15 protein-coding genes are annotated in these 15,902 nt (G+C 59.6%); 14 read left to right on the forward strand and 1 reads right to left on the reverse strand.

What is annotated here, in order from left to right:
• Positions 1-555: 555 nt before the first annotated feature.
• The 10 genes from PSAKL28_RS15155 (at position 556) to PSAKL28_RS15200 (ending at position 8,905) form a co-directional block, all read left to right on the forward strand.
• The gene (locus PSAKL28_RS15155) at positions 556-1,449 is read left to right on the forward strand and encodes a LysR family transcriptional regulator (protein ID WP_038611978.1); all 894 of its coding nucleotides are present in this window, start codon (positions 556-558) and stop codon (positions 1,447-1,449) included.
• Between the two features lie 486 nt (positions 1,450-1,935).
• On the forward strand, positions 1,936-2,148 hold the full coding sequence (locus PSAKL28_RS15160) for an AlpA family transcriptional regulator (RefSeq protein WP_038611981.1): 213 nt from the start codon (positions 1,936-1,938) through the stop codon (positions 2,146-2,148).
• A 36-nt stretch (positions 2,149-2,184) separates the two neighbouring features.
• Positions 2,185-3,048 (forward strand): ParA family protein, encoded by an 864-nt coding sequence (locus PSAKL28_RS15165; protein ID WP_038611984.1) that lies wholly within the window; start codon positions 2,185-2,187, stop codon positions 3,046-3,048.
• Complete coding sequence (locus PSAKL28_RS15170) at positions 3,032-3,292, forward strand: hypothetical protein (RefSeq protein WP_038611987.1); 261 nt, start codon at positions 3,032-3,034, stop codon at positions 3,290-3,292. The genes PSAKL28_RS15165 and PSAKL28_RS15170 overlap by 17 nt, the downstream gene beginning before the upstream one ends.
• Positions 3,285-4,991: a ParB family protein gene (locus PSAKL28_RS15175; RefSeq protein ID WP_038611990.1), complete on the forward strand. Its 1,707-nt coding sequence runs from the start codon at positions 3,285-3,287 to the stop codon at positions 4,989-4,991. Before PSAKL28_RS15170 ends, PSAKL28_RS15175 begins: the two co-directional genes overlap by 8 nt.
• 11 nt (positions 4,992-5,002) lie before the next feature.
• Positions 5,003-5,563: a DUF2857 domain-containing protein gene (locus PSAKL28_RS15180; protein ID WP_038616713.1), complete on the forward strand. Its 561-nt coding sequence runs from the start codon at positions 5,003-5,005 to the stop codon at positions 5,561-5,563.
• On the forward strand, positions 5,563-6,753 hold the full coding sequence (locus PSAKL28_RS15185) for an STY4528 family pathogenicity island replication protein (protein WP_038611992.1): 1,191 nt from the start codon (positions 5,563-5,565) through the stop codon (positions 6,751-6,753). The genes PSAKL28_RS15180 and PSAKL28_RS15185 overlap by 1 nt, the downstream gene beginning before the upstream one ends.
• A gap of 420 nt (positions 6,754-7,173) precedes the next feature.
• Positions 7,174-8,001 (forward strand): PFL_4669 family integrating conjugative element protein, encoded by an 828-nt coding sequence (locus PSAKL28_RS15190; RefSeq protein WP_038611994.1) that lies wholly within the window; start codon positions 7,174-7,176, stop codon positions 7,999-8,001.
• On the forward strand, positions 7,998-8,513 hold the full coding sequence (locus PSAKL28_RS15195) for a DUF3158 family protein (RefSeq protein ID WP_038611995.1): 516 nt from the start codon (positions 7,998-8,000) through the stop codon (positions 8,511-8,513). The genes PSAKL28_RS15190 and PSAKL28_RS15195 overlap by 4 nt, the downstream gene beginning before the upstream one ends.
• The gene (locus tag PSAKL28_RS15200; protein ID WP_038611997.1) at positions 8,510-8,905 is read left to right on the forward strand and encodes a single-stranded DNA-binding protein; all 396 of its coding nucleotides are present in this window, start codon (positions 8,510-8,512) and stop codon (positions 8,903-8,905) included. The genes PSAKL28_RS15195 and PSAKL28_RS15200 overlap by 4 nt, the downstream gene beginning before the upstream one ends.
• Before the next feature lie 204 nt (positions 8,906-9,109).
• Here PSAKL28_RS15200 and PSAKL28_RS15205 read toward each other — a convergent pair whose 3' ends face one another.
• A complete protein-coding gene (locus PSAKL28_RS15205; RefSeq protein WP_033050350.1) occupies positions 9,110-9,307 on the reverse strand; it encodes a DUF7740 domain-containing protein in 198 nt (65 codons plus the stop codon).
• Between the two features lie 354 nt (positions 9,308-9,661).
• Between PSAKL28_RS15205 and PSAKL28_RS15210 the strand changes: the two genes are divergently transcribed.
• The 4 genes from PSAKL28_RS15210 to PSAKL28_RS27695 all read left to right on the forward strand — a co-directional run bounded on the left by PSAKL28_RS15210 (position 9,662) and on the right by PSAKL28_RS27695 (position 15,847).
• Complete coding sequence (locus tag PSAKL28_RS15210) at positions 9,662-11,575, forward strand: ATP-binding protein (protein WP_051939401.1); 1,914 nt, start codon at positions 9,662-9,664, stop codon at positions 11,573-11,575.
• 205 nt (positions 11,576-11,780) lie between these two features.
• Positions 11,781-11,978: a hypothetical protein gene (locus PSAKL28_RS28025; protein WP_218918506.1), complete on the forward strand. Its 198-nt coding sequence runs from the start codon at positions 11,781-11,783 to the stop codon at positions 11,976-11,978.
• 318 nt (positions 11,979-12,296) lie between these two features.
• The gene (locus tag PSAKL28_RS15215; protein ID WP_038612001.1) at positions 12,297-14,321 is read left to right on the forward strand and encodes a DNA topoisomerase III; all 2,025 of its coding nucleotides are present in this window, start codon (positions 12,297-12,299) and stop codon (positions 14,319-14,321) included.
• Positions 14,322-15,691: 1,370 nt separating this feature from the next.
• The gene (locus tag PSAKL28_RS27695; RefSeq protein WP_157687037.1) at positions 15,692-15,847 is read left to right on the forward strand and encodes a hypothetical protein; all 156 of its coding nucleotides are present in this window, start codon (positions 15,692-15,694) and stop codon (positions 15,845-15,847) included.
• Positions 15,848-15,902 lie beyond the last annotated feature (55 nt).

Raw genomic sequence — 15,902 nt, forward strand, 5'->3', positions numbered from 1 at the left:
GTTTTCCTTGATTCCCACCTCAGGAATGGACGCTATTCTGGACTTGTTCTGGCCCATTGGCAAGTCCTATACCAAGTTTTTTTCCATTGATGGCCACAGACAGCCAACAACAACCATGACTCACCCTTCGCACGCCCCTGAGGCGAGTCGTTCGTAGAGGGGCAATAAGACCTCGTTGCCCCAACGAGACGGTCGCTCGGCAGTGCATGTGAGGGCGCCATGACAGGCCAGCCCTCATCCTCAGACCAGCTCAGCTCGTAACGCAACGTCTCGGCGATTGCCAGCAGCGATCTGCGCTCTGCAAAGCACCAACGCGCACGGCTGCGGGCCGCCCCATCGATCGAGAACCTGTCGCAACTGCAGGTTCACGCAGCGACGCCGGTAGGATCAACACTTCAGGAAGCAGTCACACGATTGCGGCGTGTCAACTTCGGCGGCGTCAAAACTTGTGGACTGCATCACACAGCGGCTCACCGAAACCACTACCAGTGCGCGAATAACAGAGCACTGCTCGCGGTCAAAGAGCATGTCAACAACCAACAAGGAAGATGCACCATGAGGATACGTCACCTGCGCTATTTCCTTATCGTCGCTGAAGAACAAAGCTTTGCTCGTGCGGCGGCCAGAGTTCACATCGAACCTTCCCCGTTGTCGAGAGCCATAAGAGATCTTGAGTCCTATCTCGGTGTCCGACTGCTCCATCGCACCAAGGGGCGTATACAGCTGACTTGGCCAGGGGAGATTTTCCGTGAAGAGGCTCGCCGCGTACTTGCCTTCATGGATAACGCCTTGACACGAGTGCAATCGGCGTCTCAGGGCTATCGCGGCCGGGTACGCACCGGCATCGCCGATAGCCTGGCTCAGCCTCGGCTGACACAGCTGCTGGCTCGATGCCGAGAAGAGGAGCCTGCCACCGAGATTCGGATCGTTGAAATGACCGTCAACGAGATGCACAAAGCGCTCTTACACGACGAGATGGATGCGGGTTTCACTGTCGACAGCACAGTAGCCACCAATGGCCTCACAAAGTTTAAGGTTTGGGCCGAACGCCCTGCCATTGCTATTCCCACTCACCATCCGCTGCTTTCCCTGGATAAAGTGCCTCTTGGGGAAGCACTCCGGTACCCCCTGATTCTTTGCCATCCTGAACGTTGCGCCGGCGGACGCAATGTCATTAATCATTGGTTTGAGGACGACTCGCTGCCCTCTCCCAACATTGCTGAACATGTTTCTGGTCATGAGCCCATGATGATGCTGGTGGCCGCTGGCTATGGCATTGGTATCGGGTTGGAATCGCAGCTTTCCATTTACAACCACCCTGACGTCATTGTTCGGCAGGTTATCGACGATATCCCCGACACCGCAACATTCATCGTTGTACCGGACAGGCCAATTTCAGCAGAACTGGAGCGCTTCATTAAAAGAGCGCAACAAATCGGGGAAGCATGACCGATGCGTGAGCAAGAATGATCACCCCATCCTCAGTTCTGGACGCTCACATTAAGTTCCATACATTTTTGTCTGGAGCACGACCCAAATATCCCCTTCATCGTCGCGAGATAAAGGGGATAGCCTTTGAATTCAGTTGGTGTGCACCGGCTCATGCACAAGCGCTAGCTTGTAGCGCTTGTCAATCGCAACCTACCGTTACTGACGGACATTTTTTGTCGCCCGCATGACAGAAAATGCCGCGTTCACTCGCGCATAGATTAAACAGCGAGCGCCCGCCAGACGGACTATTTATCAAGACGCCGAACCTTTTAACAGTGTCAGTTCCACGGATAGAGTTGGCCGTAATGCTTTGCCTCGCAGCCGGATGACGGAACATCAATACGGTGGTCAGTACCGTCCTATTGTTTGATGTGCTTCAGGGGTGGCAGCGATTCAATACGGGTCAACCCGAGAAGTGCCACTGAGCATTAAGGAGTGACCGCTATGTCTGAACAGAACCCTGCTCCAGCCCCGGAGCGACGCATCCTTCGCCGCCCGGAAGTTGAGGCCAAGACAGGCTTCAAGCGCGCCTATCTTTACAGCCTCATGAAGGCGGGCCAATTCCCCAAAGCCATAAAACTTGGCGTCCGCGCCGTTGGTTGGGACTCCGAAGAGATCGACCAGTGGATCACTGACCGTCTTAAAGAACGCGTCTGACTTAGCTCCCCATTCCTTGCCGAAGAGGAGCAAGCCATGCAGGTGATTTCTGTTATCTCGACCAAAGGCGGCGTAGGAAAAACCACGGTCGCCGCCAACCTCGGCGGTTTCATTGCTGATGCCGGCCTGAGGGTCCTGCTGCTCGACCTGGATATGCAGCCCACATTGTCCTCGTACTACGAGCTTACCCGTCGCGCGCCGTGCGGGATCTATGAGCTGCTGGCATGCAACGAACGCGACATTGCGCGACTGGTATCGCGCACCGTCATAGACCGTCTGGACGTCATTCTGTCCAATGACGAGCATCGGCAGTTGAACACCCTCTTGCTGCATGCACCGGATGGGCGGCTTCGACTGCGGCACCTGCTCCCGGTGTTTCAGCCCCACTACGACCTGGTGCTACTCGATACTCAAGGCGCTCGCAGCGTACTGCTGGAGATGGCCGTACTTGCCTCCGAGCAGGCGATCTCGCCCGTCACGCCCGAAATTCTCGCCGCGCGTGAAATGCGCCGAGGCACTCTGCAGCTGATCGAAGACATCGCTCCCTATCGGCATCTGGGCATTAACCCGCCATACCTTCATCTCCTGCTCAACCGCGTACCTGCAGTGTCAGCCAATGCCAAGCTGATCCAGCAGACACTGCGTTTGATCTTCAGAGATCTGGAAGGGGTTCACGTCCTGCGTACCGAGATCCCCGCGATAGAGGCTTTTCCTCGAGCGGCAACGCGTGGTTTACCGGTCCATCGGGTTGAGTACCGACGACCCACTGGCCGAGTCGCTGCAGCCGCACTGAACATTGTGCGCGGGTTGGCCAGCGAGTTGTGCCCGCAATGGCAGGAACAGTTCGCCCTGATCACCGGGAAGTTTGAGGGGAGACACTTTCATGTCAAACGCCCATGAACTGGCCCGTGGCCACAAGCGACTACTTCCGCTGATTGAACATGCCCTGAGCGAGGGTTGGACTGTCTGCCGGACACCTGGCGGGCACCTCAAATTCGTCAAGCCGGGCTTACCGCCGATTTATACCAGCGCGACAGCCAGCGATCACCGGGCAGAACGCAATGCACGCGCCATGCTGCATCGCGCACAACGCCACGCCACCGTGGTCGAGCACCCCGATCAAGAGGGAGCCGACCATGACTGATGTCTCTCCGCAAGAGATGGCCAACAAGCTGATGAGCGACGGTTTCAGTCGTACCGGCCCTGTTGCAGAAACCTTGACAGACCCGATCACCGATACCGCGATGGTGGTGACGTTGGACCAGTTGCGCCCCTACGAGCTGGATCCGAGGCTGACGCGTAATCCGCTGTACGAGGAAATCAAGGCCTCCATCCGCCAGCGTGGACTGGATGCTCCGCCACCGATCACCCGTCGTCCCGGTGCCGACCACTACATCATTCGTAACGGCGGGAACACGCGCCTGGCGATACTGCGCGATCTGTGGAGCGTGACCAAGGACGAGCGGTTCTTCCGTATCGGCTGCCTGTTCCGCCCCTGGCCTGAGCGTGGCGAGATCGTTGCCCTGACAGGGCATTTGGCCGAGAACGAACTTCACGGTGGCCTATCGTTTATCGAACGAGCTCTGGGTGTCGAAAAAGTCCGTGAGCTCTATGAACAGGAGGATGGTAAATCGCTCTCGCAATCGGAGCTTGCCCGACGCCTCAAGGCTGATGGCTACCCCGTACCCCAGCCCCACATCAGCCGCATGCAGGAGGCCATCCAGTTCCTGCTGCCAGCGATACCGAGCGTGCTCTATGCCGGCTTGGGACGCCCCCAAGTCGAGCAACTGACCTACCTGCGTAGAGCCGGTTCCAGGATCTGGGATGCGCGCGTCACCAAGAACAGTCTAAACATTGATTTTGCAACGCTGTTCCAGGATGTCCTGATGGTATTTGACTCCCCAGGGAGCTTTACGGCGCAGCGGGTGCAAGATGAGCTGATCGGCCAGATGTCCGAGTTGCTCGGGGTGGACTATGACACGCTGGTGTTCGAAATCACCGATTCCGAAAAGCGCTGGCAGTTGCTTACTAGTGAACCGAACACACCGCCAGGTACGGAGACTACAGGGTCGGTCTCCACGACCAAGCCAACATCTCCATCCGTAGTCGCACCGCCCACGTCATCATCCACACCGCGGGTAACAGAGGCACCCAGGATACCGGCAAGCCATACCCTTTCGATTCAAGAGGGGCCTGCGACACATCCTCCGGCCGACGTGAATGACGATCAATATGCTAAGGACGATCACTCGGCCTTACTTCAGGAGCATATCGTCTCACCTGCCGAGACCACCGAGCGCCTACAGTCGATCCAACGATTGGTGACCGACCATGTCGGCGAGACGCCACCTGATTTCGAAACCAGCGTGCTGCAGGCCATCCCTGTTCAGGCAGGCGGTCTCCACCCCATCTCGGATGTCTGGTACATCGATCCCGGCCTCGATACGCCGGATCGGCTGCGCGTCCACATCGCTCAGTTCGCGCGTGAGATCGCCAACGAAGCGGGTCTGGAAGAGGCCATTGTCGCCTGCGACGAGGGCATCGGCTTCAAATGCGCGGGAATATCTACCGATGAGAACACGCACTCAAATCTCCGTGGTGCATTACTGCTGCTGCATAGCCTGAGCGTTCCCTACCAGCCGGACCGGACTCCGCCTTTACGGATGCCCGGGGATTTAGGCGCTCTTCTGCTGGGGCTGGAACACAGCCCTTCATCACAACCTACCGCTAGATTGAGCGATACGAGCCTGGTGAAGCTTTTCCGCTTGGTGCGACTCGCCCGGCGACTGCTGGACATCGAGGCGGACATCACTGATGGCGATGCCACCCTGAACGGATCATGAGGGCGCCGACCATGCCCGAACCGCATCCGCTCAATCAGGCCGTCATCGCGCAAGCGCTCCACGATTTGCGCAATGGCCAGTTGCGCCGGGCCAAGTCCATGGGATTTGACGATGCTGCTCTGGATGCACTCAAGCATCCGGCCATGGCCAGCCTCCTGGCCAACGCCACCGTCTCATGGTGTTCCGTGAGCGTGAATTCGGAAGTGCTGCGACGCCTTCTGAGCCAGGTAGACAATCTCTTACGGGAAATCGAGGAGATCGATCGGTTCCTGCGACTGGGTGCGAGCACAGAACTCATCAGCAGATTTTATGGCCTGAACCATCAGGAAATCGCCCTCAGGCGCGACGTTATCGGGCTACCGAAACGCAAGGGCCGGCATCCGGTTCTGACAGAAGAGCAGGACTCCGATCTCTGGCATCGCTGGTCTGGAACCGTAAAAGAGCGTGGCACTGCGCTGACCGACGACATGGCCATGCTTGCCATTACAGCCGATCTTGCGGAGTCTACGGGCCTGCCCATCTCAGTCATTTGGAGCGCTATCCGAGGGTGGATTGATGAAGGACTGATCTGATGGGCAGTCCACGCCATTCACCCAGTCCCGTATCGCTGGGGGAGTTGTTCGACCAGGCGCTGCAGCACATGCCGCCTCCCCCTACCATGGCAGCGGCACCACCAGTTCCGTCTGATGGATTTATCTTCAGTGGCAATCGTCATGACAGCGTGCCACGTGCGTTGTTGCTGGACAATCGACTGACCCCGCTTGAACGGAACGCCTGGCAAGTCTTCCGTCTGCTGCTCAATGATGACGGGGTCACGGCCTTTCCCACTTATGACCAGCTCGCTCCCTGGCTGGCCTCAATACCGTGTACGGCGCGCGCATCCCATGAAACTGTCGCCCGCGCGCTGACCCTGCTAAGGCTGACGCGCTGGATCAGCCTGGTGCGTCGCAGGCGTGACCCGAAGACCGGACGGATATTGGGTAACCTCTATGTGTTGCACGATGAACCCCTGACGCCCTATGAAGCCATCCAGCTCGACGCCGATTATCTGAGGCTGCTCAGCCGGTCCTTGGCCCACGCCAGCAAGTCCATCCAGCGCGTCGGTGTGCATGTGCTGAAAGAAATGGCTGAAGATCCGTTGCTCAGCGGCCAACTGCTTCCCACCCGGTTACAGGTACTGTCGCAGCGCCTGGCCGCGCAGGGTTGGGTTCAGACGGCGACTTATCCACAGCCTGGGGATGCCCACAATTCCGAAGAAGGGCCAGAAAGCCTTCTTCGGAATCAGCCGCGCCCGACTTCGGAATCCGAAGCAGGCGAAAAGCCCAGTAAATCCGGCTCACTTCGGAATCCGAGGACCGATAGTACTGTACGTAAAGAAAAAGAAATAAAAGAAGTACGTACTGTACCGCGCACGCACAAGTTGGGAATGCTTCGGCTCCCCGAGCGCTTCCTGTCACTCAAAGCAGAGCAGCAATCAGGCGCACTCGCCGCCCTACAGCCCGTGGATACGCAGTTGCATCAGGCTGTCCTCGACGAATGGGATGCCCGCTGCCAAGCCAGCACGGTACACAATCCCGCCGGGTACTTGTTCGGCATCATCCAGAAAGCCATGCGTGGCGAGTTCCGCGCCTGGGCTGGACAGAAGACAGCCAGCGTCACGACAGCACCAGAGTCGCAACCCCCGAAATCACCGCCACCTGCGGACCCCGCCGTGGCACAGGAGCATATCGCCCGTCTGCGGGCACTGATGCGCCTGCCCTGAACGCAGCCGCCCCGGATCTTCTGGATGTCCAGGATGCCATGGCTCGATCTGCCCAAGCGCTGCGGCGGCCTGCGCGTGCGTCCACCGAAGGCCATGGTCGCCTATACCACTGGTATAGCTGAACAGACTGCCTTCCCTGCAACGCATCACCTGCAGCCCCTGGATCCACTGCAGGAAAAGTCCACCGAAAGCCATGGTCGCCTATACCCCGGGTATAGTTGATCACGCAGCCTTCCAGAAACTGCGAAGGGCAATGGTCACGATATACATCTCGCAGCCGATCAGCCCCGGCGAAGCGCAAGACTTCACGGCAGCCGTGTGAACGCCTAAACAGGTATTCATGCGGTGCGGTTTGATGACTGACACCCTTCCGGTCAATGCCGATGCTGGCGACCCGTTTCCTTACCGAGAGTCGTCACGATGGCCACCGAACCCGAATCTTCGCTGCAGTTGAACATTGGTTCATTGCGCAGCGCGATGTCGCTGACGCTGCACACTCATCATGCATCCCGCATCTGGCACGGACGCGCGCCCTCCGAGGGCAAACCCGGTATTGTCGGGCTCAACGGCTTTGTCGCCATCATGACCAAGCTCAAACGCGGCGCCGAGCAGGATGATCCCTACTCCGACTGGTGGATGCTGCGCATTGAGGACAAGCTCAGCACCACCAAAGAACAGCTTCAGGCCTTACGCGAACAGGTTGATCAGGCGCTGGCCGATGTGCCGGCTGCACTCAGCCTGGGCGAGAACCTCAACGTCCAGCCGGTAAAGCTGCCGCTGTTCGTGGCCTCACAGCTCGGCTTCATGGCGGTCTATCTGCTCGCCGACTACGACGACCTAGCCCGGCGTCTGATCCTGGCGCACCACACCGCCCTGATCGACCGCAGCACCCTAGAACGCTGGCTCAATGAAGGCGCGCACGCGTTGCGCAGCCTTTTCAGCCTGGCGCAGCAGTACCGCTACTCCGGTACCCAGCGCGACGACTTCGCTGCCAACAATGCCGCGGCGCGTGCCGCCTTGGAGAAATACGGTGAACTACCGCAGGACGTGCTCGATGGCACACGCCGTTCACGCTTTGCGCCACCGCTCATCCGTCGCGCCCCTTTGGCATCGGCGCCAGGCACGTCGACGGTTTCAGAGGTTACGCCAGCCAACGACACTGGCACCGTTGATCCAGCCGCATCAAACGAGGAGAACCAGGACGACGACACGCCTGCGCCTGTCGACAGTGAGGATGAACCAGCATGACCGCAGCCAACCGCTTCTTGGCACTGGAACAGGCGGACTTCCAGCGGCTGGAACACGCAGGCTACCTTAAAGGCCTTTTAAAGCCTTTTAAAGGTAATGGGGAGCTCGCGACCTGGGCCAGCCAGTGCCAAGCGCTGCGGGACGATCTGATCGGACTGGCGCAGCGCAAAGTGCTGTCGCAGGCCCGCAGCCACCCCTTCAACCTCCTTCCCGTGCAACTGGCCCAGCAAACCACTGGCGCAGGCACGTCCTTTCTGCGCTGGCGCAACCTCGATCGCTCGCGCATGGGCACAACGCTGTGGGAGGAACAGCTTGCCAGCCCCGGCACACCGGCATCGCTGATCGACGATCTCTTCGCCATCGAGGTGCAGCGCATCGTGCTGAACCTGCAAATCAGCCTCACCCACAGCATCGCCCGGCAAACCTCGGAGTGCGCCAGCAAACTGGTCCACATCGAGGGGGCTTACCAACGGCGTATCCACGCCATCCCCCCCAAGGAGTCACACTCATGAGCACGCATTTCTACGGCGAGGGCAATATCGGCTCTGCGCCAGATTTTCGCGAGTTTTCGAACGGCAACAACGAGCCGCGACGGCTGTTGCGCCTGAATGTCTATTTCGACAACCCCGTGCCTACCAAGGAGGGCTTTGAAGATCGCGGCGGGTTCTGGGCACCGGTCGAGATTTGGCATCGCGATGCCGAACGCTGGGCAACGCTGTATCAGAAGGGTATGCGCGTATTGGTCGAAGGTCGGGCGGTGAAAGACGATTGGGAGGATGCGGATGAAAACGAGCGTGTGACCTTCAAGATCGAAGCGCGCCGCGCTGGCATCCTGCCTTATCGCATTGAGTCTGTCGTGCTCGGGGCCAAGCCTCCTGCAGCGGAGCCAGCCGAGAACGAGTGATCATTCCCGCCCTGCGTGCACCTTTCCCGTTGAGCGATTGCGCCAACCACCAGTCGCTCACCGGGCAACAGCCAGCGTCCATGGAGTTCCACTGAGATCCGCAGTTCGCGGCACATGGAGAAGCTCCCGGAGAACCAACCTACGGCCTCCATTCGCTGCCCCATGGCTTCCAGCTACTCTTGCAGACTCTCCTCGATTGCCACATCAGTCCAGATTCTCCGCGATATGGAATACAAGCTTGAGCGGTTCCTTGCTGTCGACTATCTGGTACATCACATCCCGCTTGCTTCTGGGCAACGTTTTCGCACAACGCTTCGCCGTATCACGCACGGCTGCATCGGTGCCGTGAATAGTCGCCGCCAACAGCAGCACCAGGTATGCATCGGTAAGCGTCTTCGCCATCACCTCAGTCTCATTGCAGGTCATTTTTGAACTGACGCTCATCCGGTTGCATAGCGCCCTAACTATCTCGGAATCATGTCAAGTTGTTCCACTGACGTCCACTGCGGTCGCTGAAGCGATGCGTGACGATACGGTCGCGGCTCTGACGTACGACCTGCTCGACGCGTCTGAAAACACCCTTTCATAGCGCAAACGTCGACCGATCACGCCCACTCCCGCTGAATACGGCGCAACAGGGGTTCGGTTTGGTTTTCGACACATACGCTGATCGCAGGCATCAATGATCCCGTGTCCCTCCTCTCCCAGGGACGGTGCAGTTATCCCAGTGTTGACCTGAAGTCATGAGGAGGTCCCATGCGTCTGCCCTTCGAGCTCGATCCGCAGATCATCCACCACATCATTTACAGCCAGGCGGGCTCCATCGGCAAAGCCCTCATCGAGTTGCTGATGAATTCGGTCGATGCCAGCGCCAGTGCCGTGCATCTGTCGCTGTCGCGCACCGGCTTCAGCTGCAGCGACGACGGCCAGGGCTTTGCCAGCCGCGAAGATGTCGTTTGCTACTTCGGCCGGTTCGGCACGCCACATGATGAAGGCGATGCGACCTATGGCCGTTTCCGCCTCGGGCGCGGCCAGATCATGGCCCATGCCGCGACAGTCTGGCGCTCCAATGCCTGGATGATGACCGTCGATACCCGTGCGATGGGTTATCACTACGACCTAGACGACCTCCAGGACGCGTCGCCGGGCTGCTCGATCTCCGGCAACTGGTACGAAGTCCTGAGTGATGCAGAACTGATGTCGGCGATCCAGGAGGTTCGGGATTTGGTGCGTTACACTCCCGTCAGCGTGGTTTTGAATGGCCAGCGCATCACCCGCGATCCCCTTATAGAGCGCTGGGACGCCGAGGATGAGTGCGCCTGGTATCGCGTGAAAGCGGACGGCGCGGTCTCCATCTACAACCAGGGCGTACTGGTGCGTCACGACCCCGCGCATATGTGGGGTGCCGGGGGCCTCATCGTATCCAAGCAGGCCGTAGGCCTGAACGTCTCTCGCACCGAGATTCTGCGCAAGACCTGTCCGGTGTGGAAAGCCATTGCCAAACAGTTCGGCCAGATGGCTGACCAGATCGCATCCCGCCTTGGCGATCATCGCAAGACCGAAGCGCGTCGTGAAAAGTCCGCGCGGGCGCTGCTTTCGGGCGATGCCAATATCGTCCAGATATACTCACGGGAAGAGGTCATCACGCTTCTGCCCGGCAAGCGGCACGTGTCGCTTGAGGGCTTTCTGCGCAAATGCCGCTACAGCCATAACCAGCGGCAAGGCGGCAGGTTCGCGGTGGTCGATAACGCCTTCGAGGTCCCGAAGGGTGAAGCCATCGCCCGCGAAGGTATCGCCGTGATCATTCACCCCGCCACACTCGACCGCTTCGGCTGCTACAGCGCACAGGACTTCGTCGACTGTATCGTGCGAATCCATGCGAACCTGAAACAGGACGTGGAACTGAACGGCACACAGTACTGGCTCAACGGCCTCTTCGTTCCGGACTTGCTGGCTTTCTCCACACTGCGCGACACGTTCATTGAGCGGACCCGTATCTTGACGGAAAAGGATGCGCTTGATCGCGAGACACGCCGCGCCTGGACGGCGTTGCGCTGGTGCCTGCATCACTACGCCGCCTTGTGCACGAGTGGTCGGCCTGCATACGGGGGACAGGTCCGTGAGGGTAAATCGCTTCACATTCTGCTCGGACAGTCCAACATCGCCGAGGCGTGGACCGACGGCAGCAGTTACATCGCCATCGACGTCACCCTTGTGAAGCGGCTCAAATCGAGTCCGCTCAGGGCCGCTGCCTACATCTTTACCCTCATCGAGCACGAGGTCGCCCACGAAGGCGACAGTCTTGATTGCGGCCATGATGAAGCGTTCTATCAGCGTTTCCATGACCTGGCGCTGCAGCATAGCGAGCAACGCCAGCGCTACATGCACCTGTGGCTGATGAAGTACACCACGAGCATGGAGGGCGATGGAAAGCGAGCGCGCGGCGAGGCCTGGCGTGAACGCTATCTGGTCGGCCGTGCCGGCAGCGGTCGCGAGAAACGCGGCCTTCCACCTACCATCGAAGATGTCAGCAACGACCCTGTCGTCGTCGACCCGGTTCCTGGCGAAAACATGGCCTTCATCGACTACCAGAACACGCTTCTTACTGTGGCTGACACCGACTCCCCGGCACCCGACTGGGTCGGAGGTACTGACACGTGCCGAGGCTGACCAGAAGCTCATCGAGGCGCAGCACCGGGTTGACACAGCACAACGTGTCGCAGCGCAGATCAAGTACGACGAGGAGGAGGCCACGTATTGGGCCGAGATCGAAGCCTATGAGAAAGCCCAGACCGACGAAGAGGCTGCACGACGTCGATTCGCCACGCTATTCAATGTACAGATTGAAGAGGTCCATCCTGACGCACTGTGCTACTTGCTGCGCGAGGATCTGAGCGATGAAGAGCTTCATGTCCTGTGGACCGCAAAACCCTGGGAGGCTGACGACCAGGAGGGCTCTGCCTATTACGAATTTGAAGACGGTGACCTCGATGAAGCCGACGGGCACACCGGTCGTCACCGGGCCTTCCCTGGCGATGACTATCTGAAGTGGCGTGAAGAACCCGATGCTTGATCCGAGGGCGGCTGTAGCAGTCTATGGTCGCCTTCAATGCGCCAGAGCCTGTCGGCCAGAAAAGCACCGGCCGCTATCAAACACCTCTATACCCAGGGTATAGCGCCATAGACGTCCACTGAACTCCCCGCGCGCGACCAAAACGAAGCGCCTTCTCTGACGATCTCCTAAACGACCCTGGACTCAACTGTCGCAACCTTAATCCCCCGCTCAAAAAACCGGTCATTATCGAGTCCACCTTGTTTGCTGTCTCTCGCGCTCTCCCCGGACATGCTGGTACTCATTCGATGAACACCACGCCAACTCCGGGGAGGCTACATGCGCGTGTATCTGTGCGAGAAGCCTTCGCAAGGCAAAGACATTGCCCGCGTGCTGGGTGCGAAACAGCGCGGAACTGGCTGCTACAACGGACCAGGAGTTGTCGTGACATGGTGCATTGGTCACCTGATCGAAGCCGCACCACCGGAAGCCTATGGCGAACAGTACAAACGCTGGTCGATCGAACAGCTCCCCATTCTTCCCGAGCGCTGGCGCAGCGAGGTCAAGGCCTCCACTGCCGCGCAATTCAAGGTCGTCAAACAGTTGCTCGGCCAGGCCACCGAACTGGTGATTGCCACCGATGCCGATCGCGAGGGCGAGATGATCGCTCGCGAGATTATCGATCTGTGCGGCTACCGTGGTTCCATTCAACGGCTGTGGCTGTCGGCACTGAATGATGCCTCCATTCGCAAGGCATTGGATGCGCTCAAACCTTCGAACGAGACACTGTCGCTGTATTACTCGGCGCTCGCCCGCTCTCGCGCCGATTGGTTGATCGGCATGAACCTCAGCCGGTTGTTCACGTTGCTTGGCCGCCAGGCCGGTTACCAAGGCGTGCTGTCGGTCGGTCGTGTGCAGACGCCCACGCTGCGTCTTGTGGTTGATCGCGACCGCGAGATCGCCCGATTCGTGTCTGTTCCGTTTTGGTCCATCGAAGTGCAGCTATCGCACGCCGGCAATGCTTTCACCGCGAACTGGACGCCGCCCGATTCCACCACCGATGCTGCAGGTCGGTGCCTGGACCAACGAACTGCCCAGCAGGCAGCAGGCCGGATCGGCAGCACTCGCGAGGCGCAGGTATTGTCCGTTGAAACCGAGCGAGTTCGTGAAGCCGCGCCTCTCCCGTTCGACCTCGGCACGCTGCAGGAGGTCTGCTCGCGCCAGTTTGGTCTTGACGTTCAGGAGACACTGGACATCGCGCAATCGCTGTACGAGACGTACAAGGCGACCACCTACCCCCGTTCGGATTCAGGCTACCTGCCGGAGAGCATGTTGGCCGAAGTGCCGACAGTACTCAACGCCATGCTTGCCACCGATCCCGGCCTGCGCCCCTTGATCGACCAACTCGACCGCACCCAACGCTCACGCGCCTGGAACGATGCGAAAGTCACTGCTCACCACGGCATCATTCCCACGCTGGAGCCGACCAACCTTTCTGCCATGTCGGAGAAGGAGCTGGCCGTTTATCGGCTCATCCGTTCGCATTACCTGGCCCAGTTTCTACCTCACCATGAGTTCGACAGAACAGTCGCCACGTTGTCAGCCAGCGGCCAGACACTGCAGGCGATGGGTAAGCAGGTTGCCGTCCTGGGATGGCGCCTGGCGATAATCAACAGCGGGCCGGACATACCCGACGGTGCGGACGACGAGCCCGCCCAACGCAGCCAGATCCTGCCGCCGCTATCCGAGGGCACACATTGCCAGGTCGGCCCGGTCGATTTGAAAGCGCTGAAAACACTGCCGCCCAAGCCGTTCACGCAGGGCGAGTTGATCAAAGCCATGAAGGGTGTCGCCAAACTGGTGACCGACCCACGCCTGAAGCAGAAGTTGAAGGAAACCACGGGCATCGGCACAGAGGCCACCCGTGCAAACATCATCAACGGCCTGCTGGGCCGAAGCTACCTGGTCAAAAAAGGTCGATCCGTCCGCGCCTCCGAGGCGGCTTTCACCCTGATCGACGCTGTTCCCGCGGCCATCGCCGACCCGGGCACGACCGCTATCTGGGAACAGGCACTGGACATGATCGAATCCGGGCAGTTGACCCTGGACACCTTCATTGCGAAACAGTCGGCCTGGATCACGCAACTGATCCAGCAGTACAGCGGCACCACCCTGGCTATCCAGATCCCGAAAGGCCCTGCCTGCCCTCTGTGCGGCGGCGCTACACGCCAGCGAACCGGCAAAACCGGTCCCTTTTGGTCGTGCAACCGTTATCCCGACTGTAAAGGCACCGTAGCGATCGAATCGTCCGGTGGCAAGCGAGCCGCTCCGCGCAAGCGGCGGACCGCTCCCAGGGCTTCCTGACGCCTGCCAGACACGTCCTGCCCCAGCCGCGTTTTCCAGCGGTTGTCAGGCATGGCCCCGCTACCCGCGGGGCGTCCCAAGCATGTCCCCGCCTTCTGCAATGGCATGTACCTCTCCTGCGGCTCGTGTCGCCGGGAGGATTGAAGGTGCTTTCCTGCCCGGCCAGATACACGGCCTGCTGATCGGCACTCTCTACGTCCGGCCCGAAGGATCTCCTGGCGCCTTGCGCGCAAGATGCCAGGAGACCCTTCGGGGACGACGGTGTTCGCCTCCGGTGCCCGCCGGTGAAACAACGGGCTCCTTTTGTGCGCGGATGTGCGCCGAAAGATATCGACCCCAACCACGAAACGGGTCGGGTGCGATCTGCTCCAGCGACAGGCGTTGACGACGGCCACGTCCCTGCGACAGCCACAGGTGGTTTCTCTATCCCCCCGCTGGAGGCGTACTGCCTCCAGCGCCTTGTTCCTCTCCGCATCTTGAACGCCGTCTGCCTGCGGGCTGTCCAGAACCCGGTGACTTCGCCACAACTAGAACAGAAGATGGACACATGCACCTTCAACACCTTCGGTACGGCAGCGTGTGCCGCCGCACCCAAGTCATGAACTTGGCCGCCGAACAGGGAGAGTGGCATGTCGCCATACATTAGGCGTCAGCACCGGTAATGATGACAAAAGCCCCATACCGGTGCCGAACTACGAAACCCTATTTCTGCTACTACGGGAATACCCCGGCACAGCGGACAGATACCCATGACGGGGGCGCCGGGTGATGCCCAAGGAGTGCCCCCGCCTTTAAGGCATACCGGACGACTACACCCTGGTGCCGTATCGCGTGCACTTCGCTGCAAAGCCATTGGCAACTCAATGGCCGTGCCTTGGGCCTAGCTCGGACGACACCTGCAACAGGTCTTGCAATAACAGGGGCGCGCAAAAAGCCCATTGTCGGCAGACGCCATGAAGCCGCTTTGCCATTCTGTCACCATCTGTTGCTAACTCCGGTCAGCACCATGCCAGCAGCCACGGTCCCCAGGCTGCGACGTGGAGGTTCCACGTAGACCGATCCAGTCCGCTACGCATCGTTTTACGCGGACGTGCGCCACACCTAGCGCCGATGCTCTTCATTCCCGCGCAACCCCGCGTTTCTTCATTCGCGCATGGCACTGCCCCGTTCAGAACTGCCGTCGTATCGGCTTACGCGAAGTCAATCCACCGCGCCTATGGCGCATCGTCTTCTGGAGGCTCCCATGGCACTGTGCAGCAAATCACGACTGTTCGAGTTCGGCGGCCATGGCTGCGTCATCAGCAACGAGGTGATATTCCACCCACGACTCAACACAGGCACTGAATCTCGGCGAACAACTGCGCGAGGCCGTGCTGCAGAACCAGATCGATGAAACATCGTGCCTACTCAAGCGCGAGACGGTGAGCCTGCTTGTCGGCATCTCCGACCTGCATATTCGAGCGAACCTGCGAGCGCGCGTTGCGCAGCTGCTGCTTGATACCTCCGACGCTGAGTGCTTCGACTGAAGCACCTGCATTTATTCACCCACTGGGACCCGCCCCCCTGTTGGGGATGGGCTCC

This window comes from Pseudomonas alkylphenolica, assembly GCF_000746525.1.
GTDB lineage: Bacteria > Pseudomonadota > Gammaproteobacteria > Pseudomonadales > Pseudomonadaceae > Aquipseudomonas > Aquipseudomonas alkylphenolica.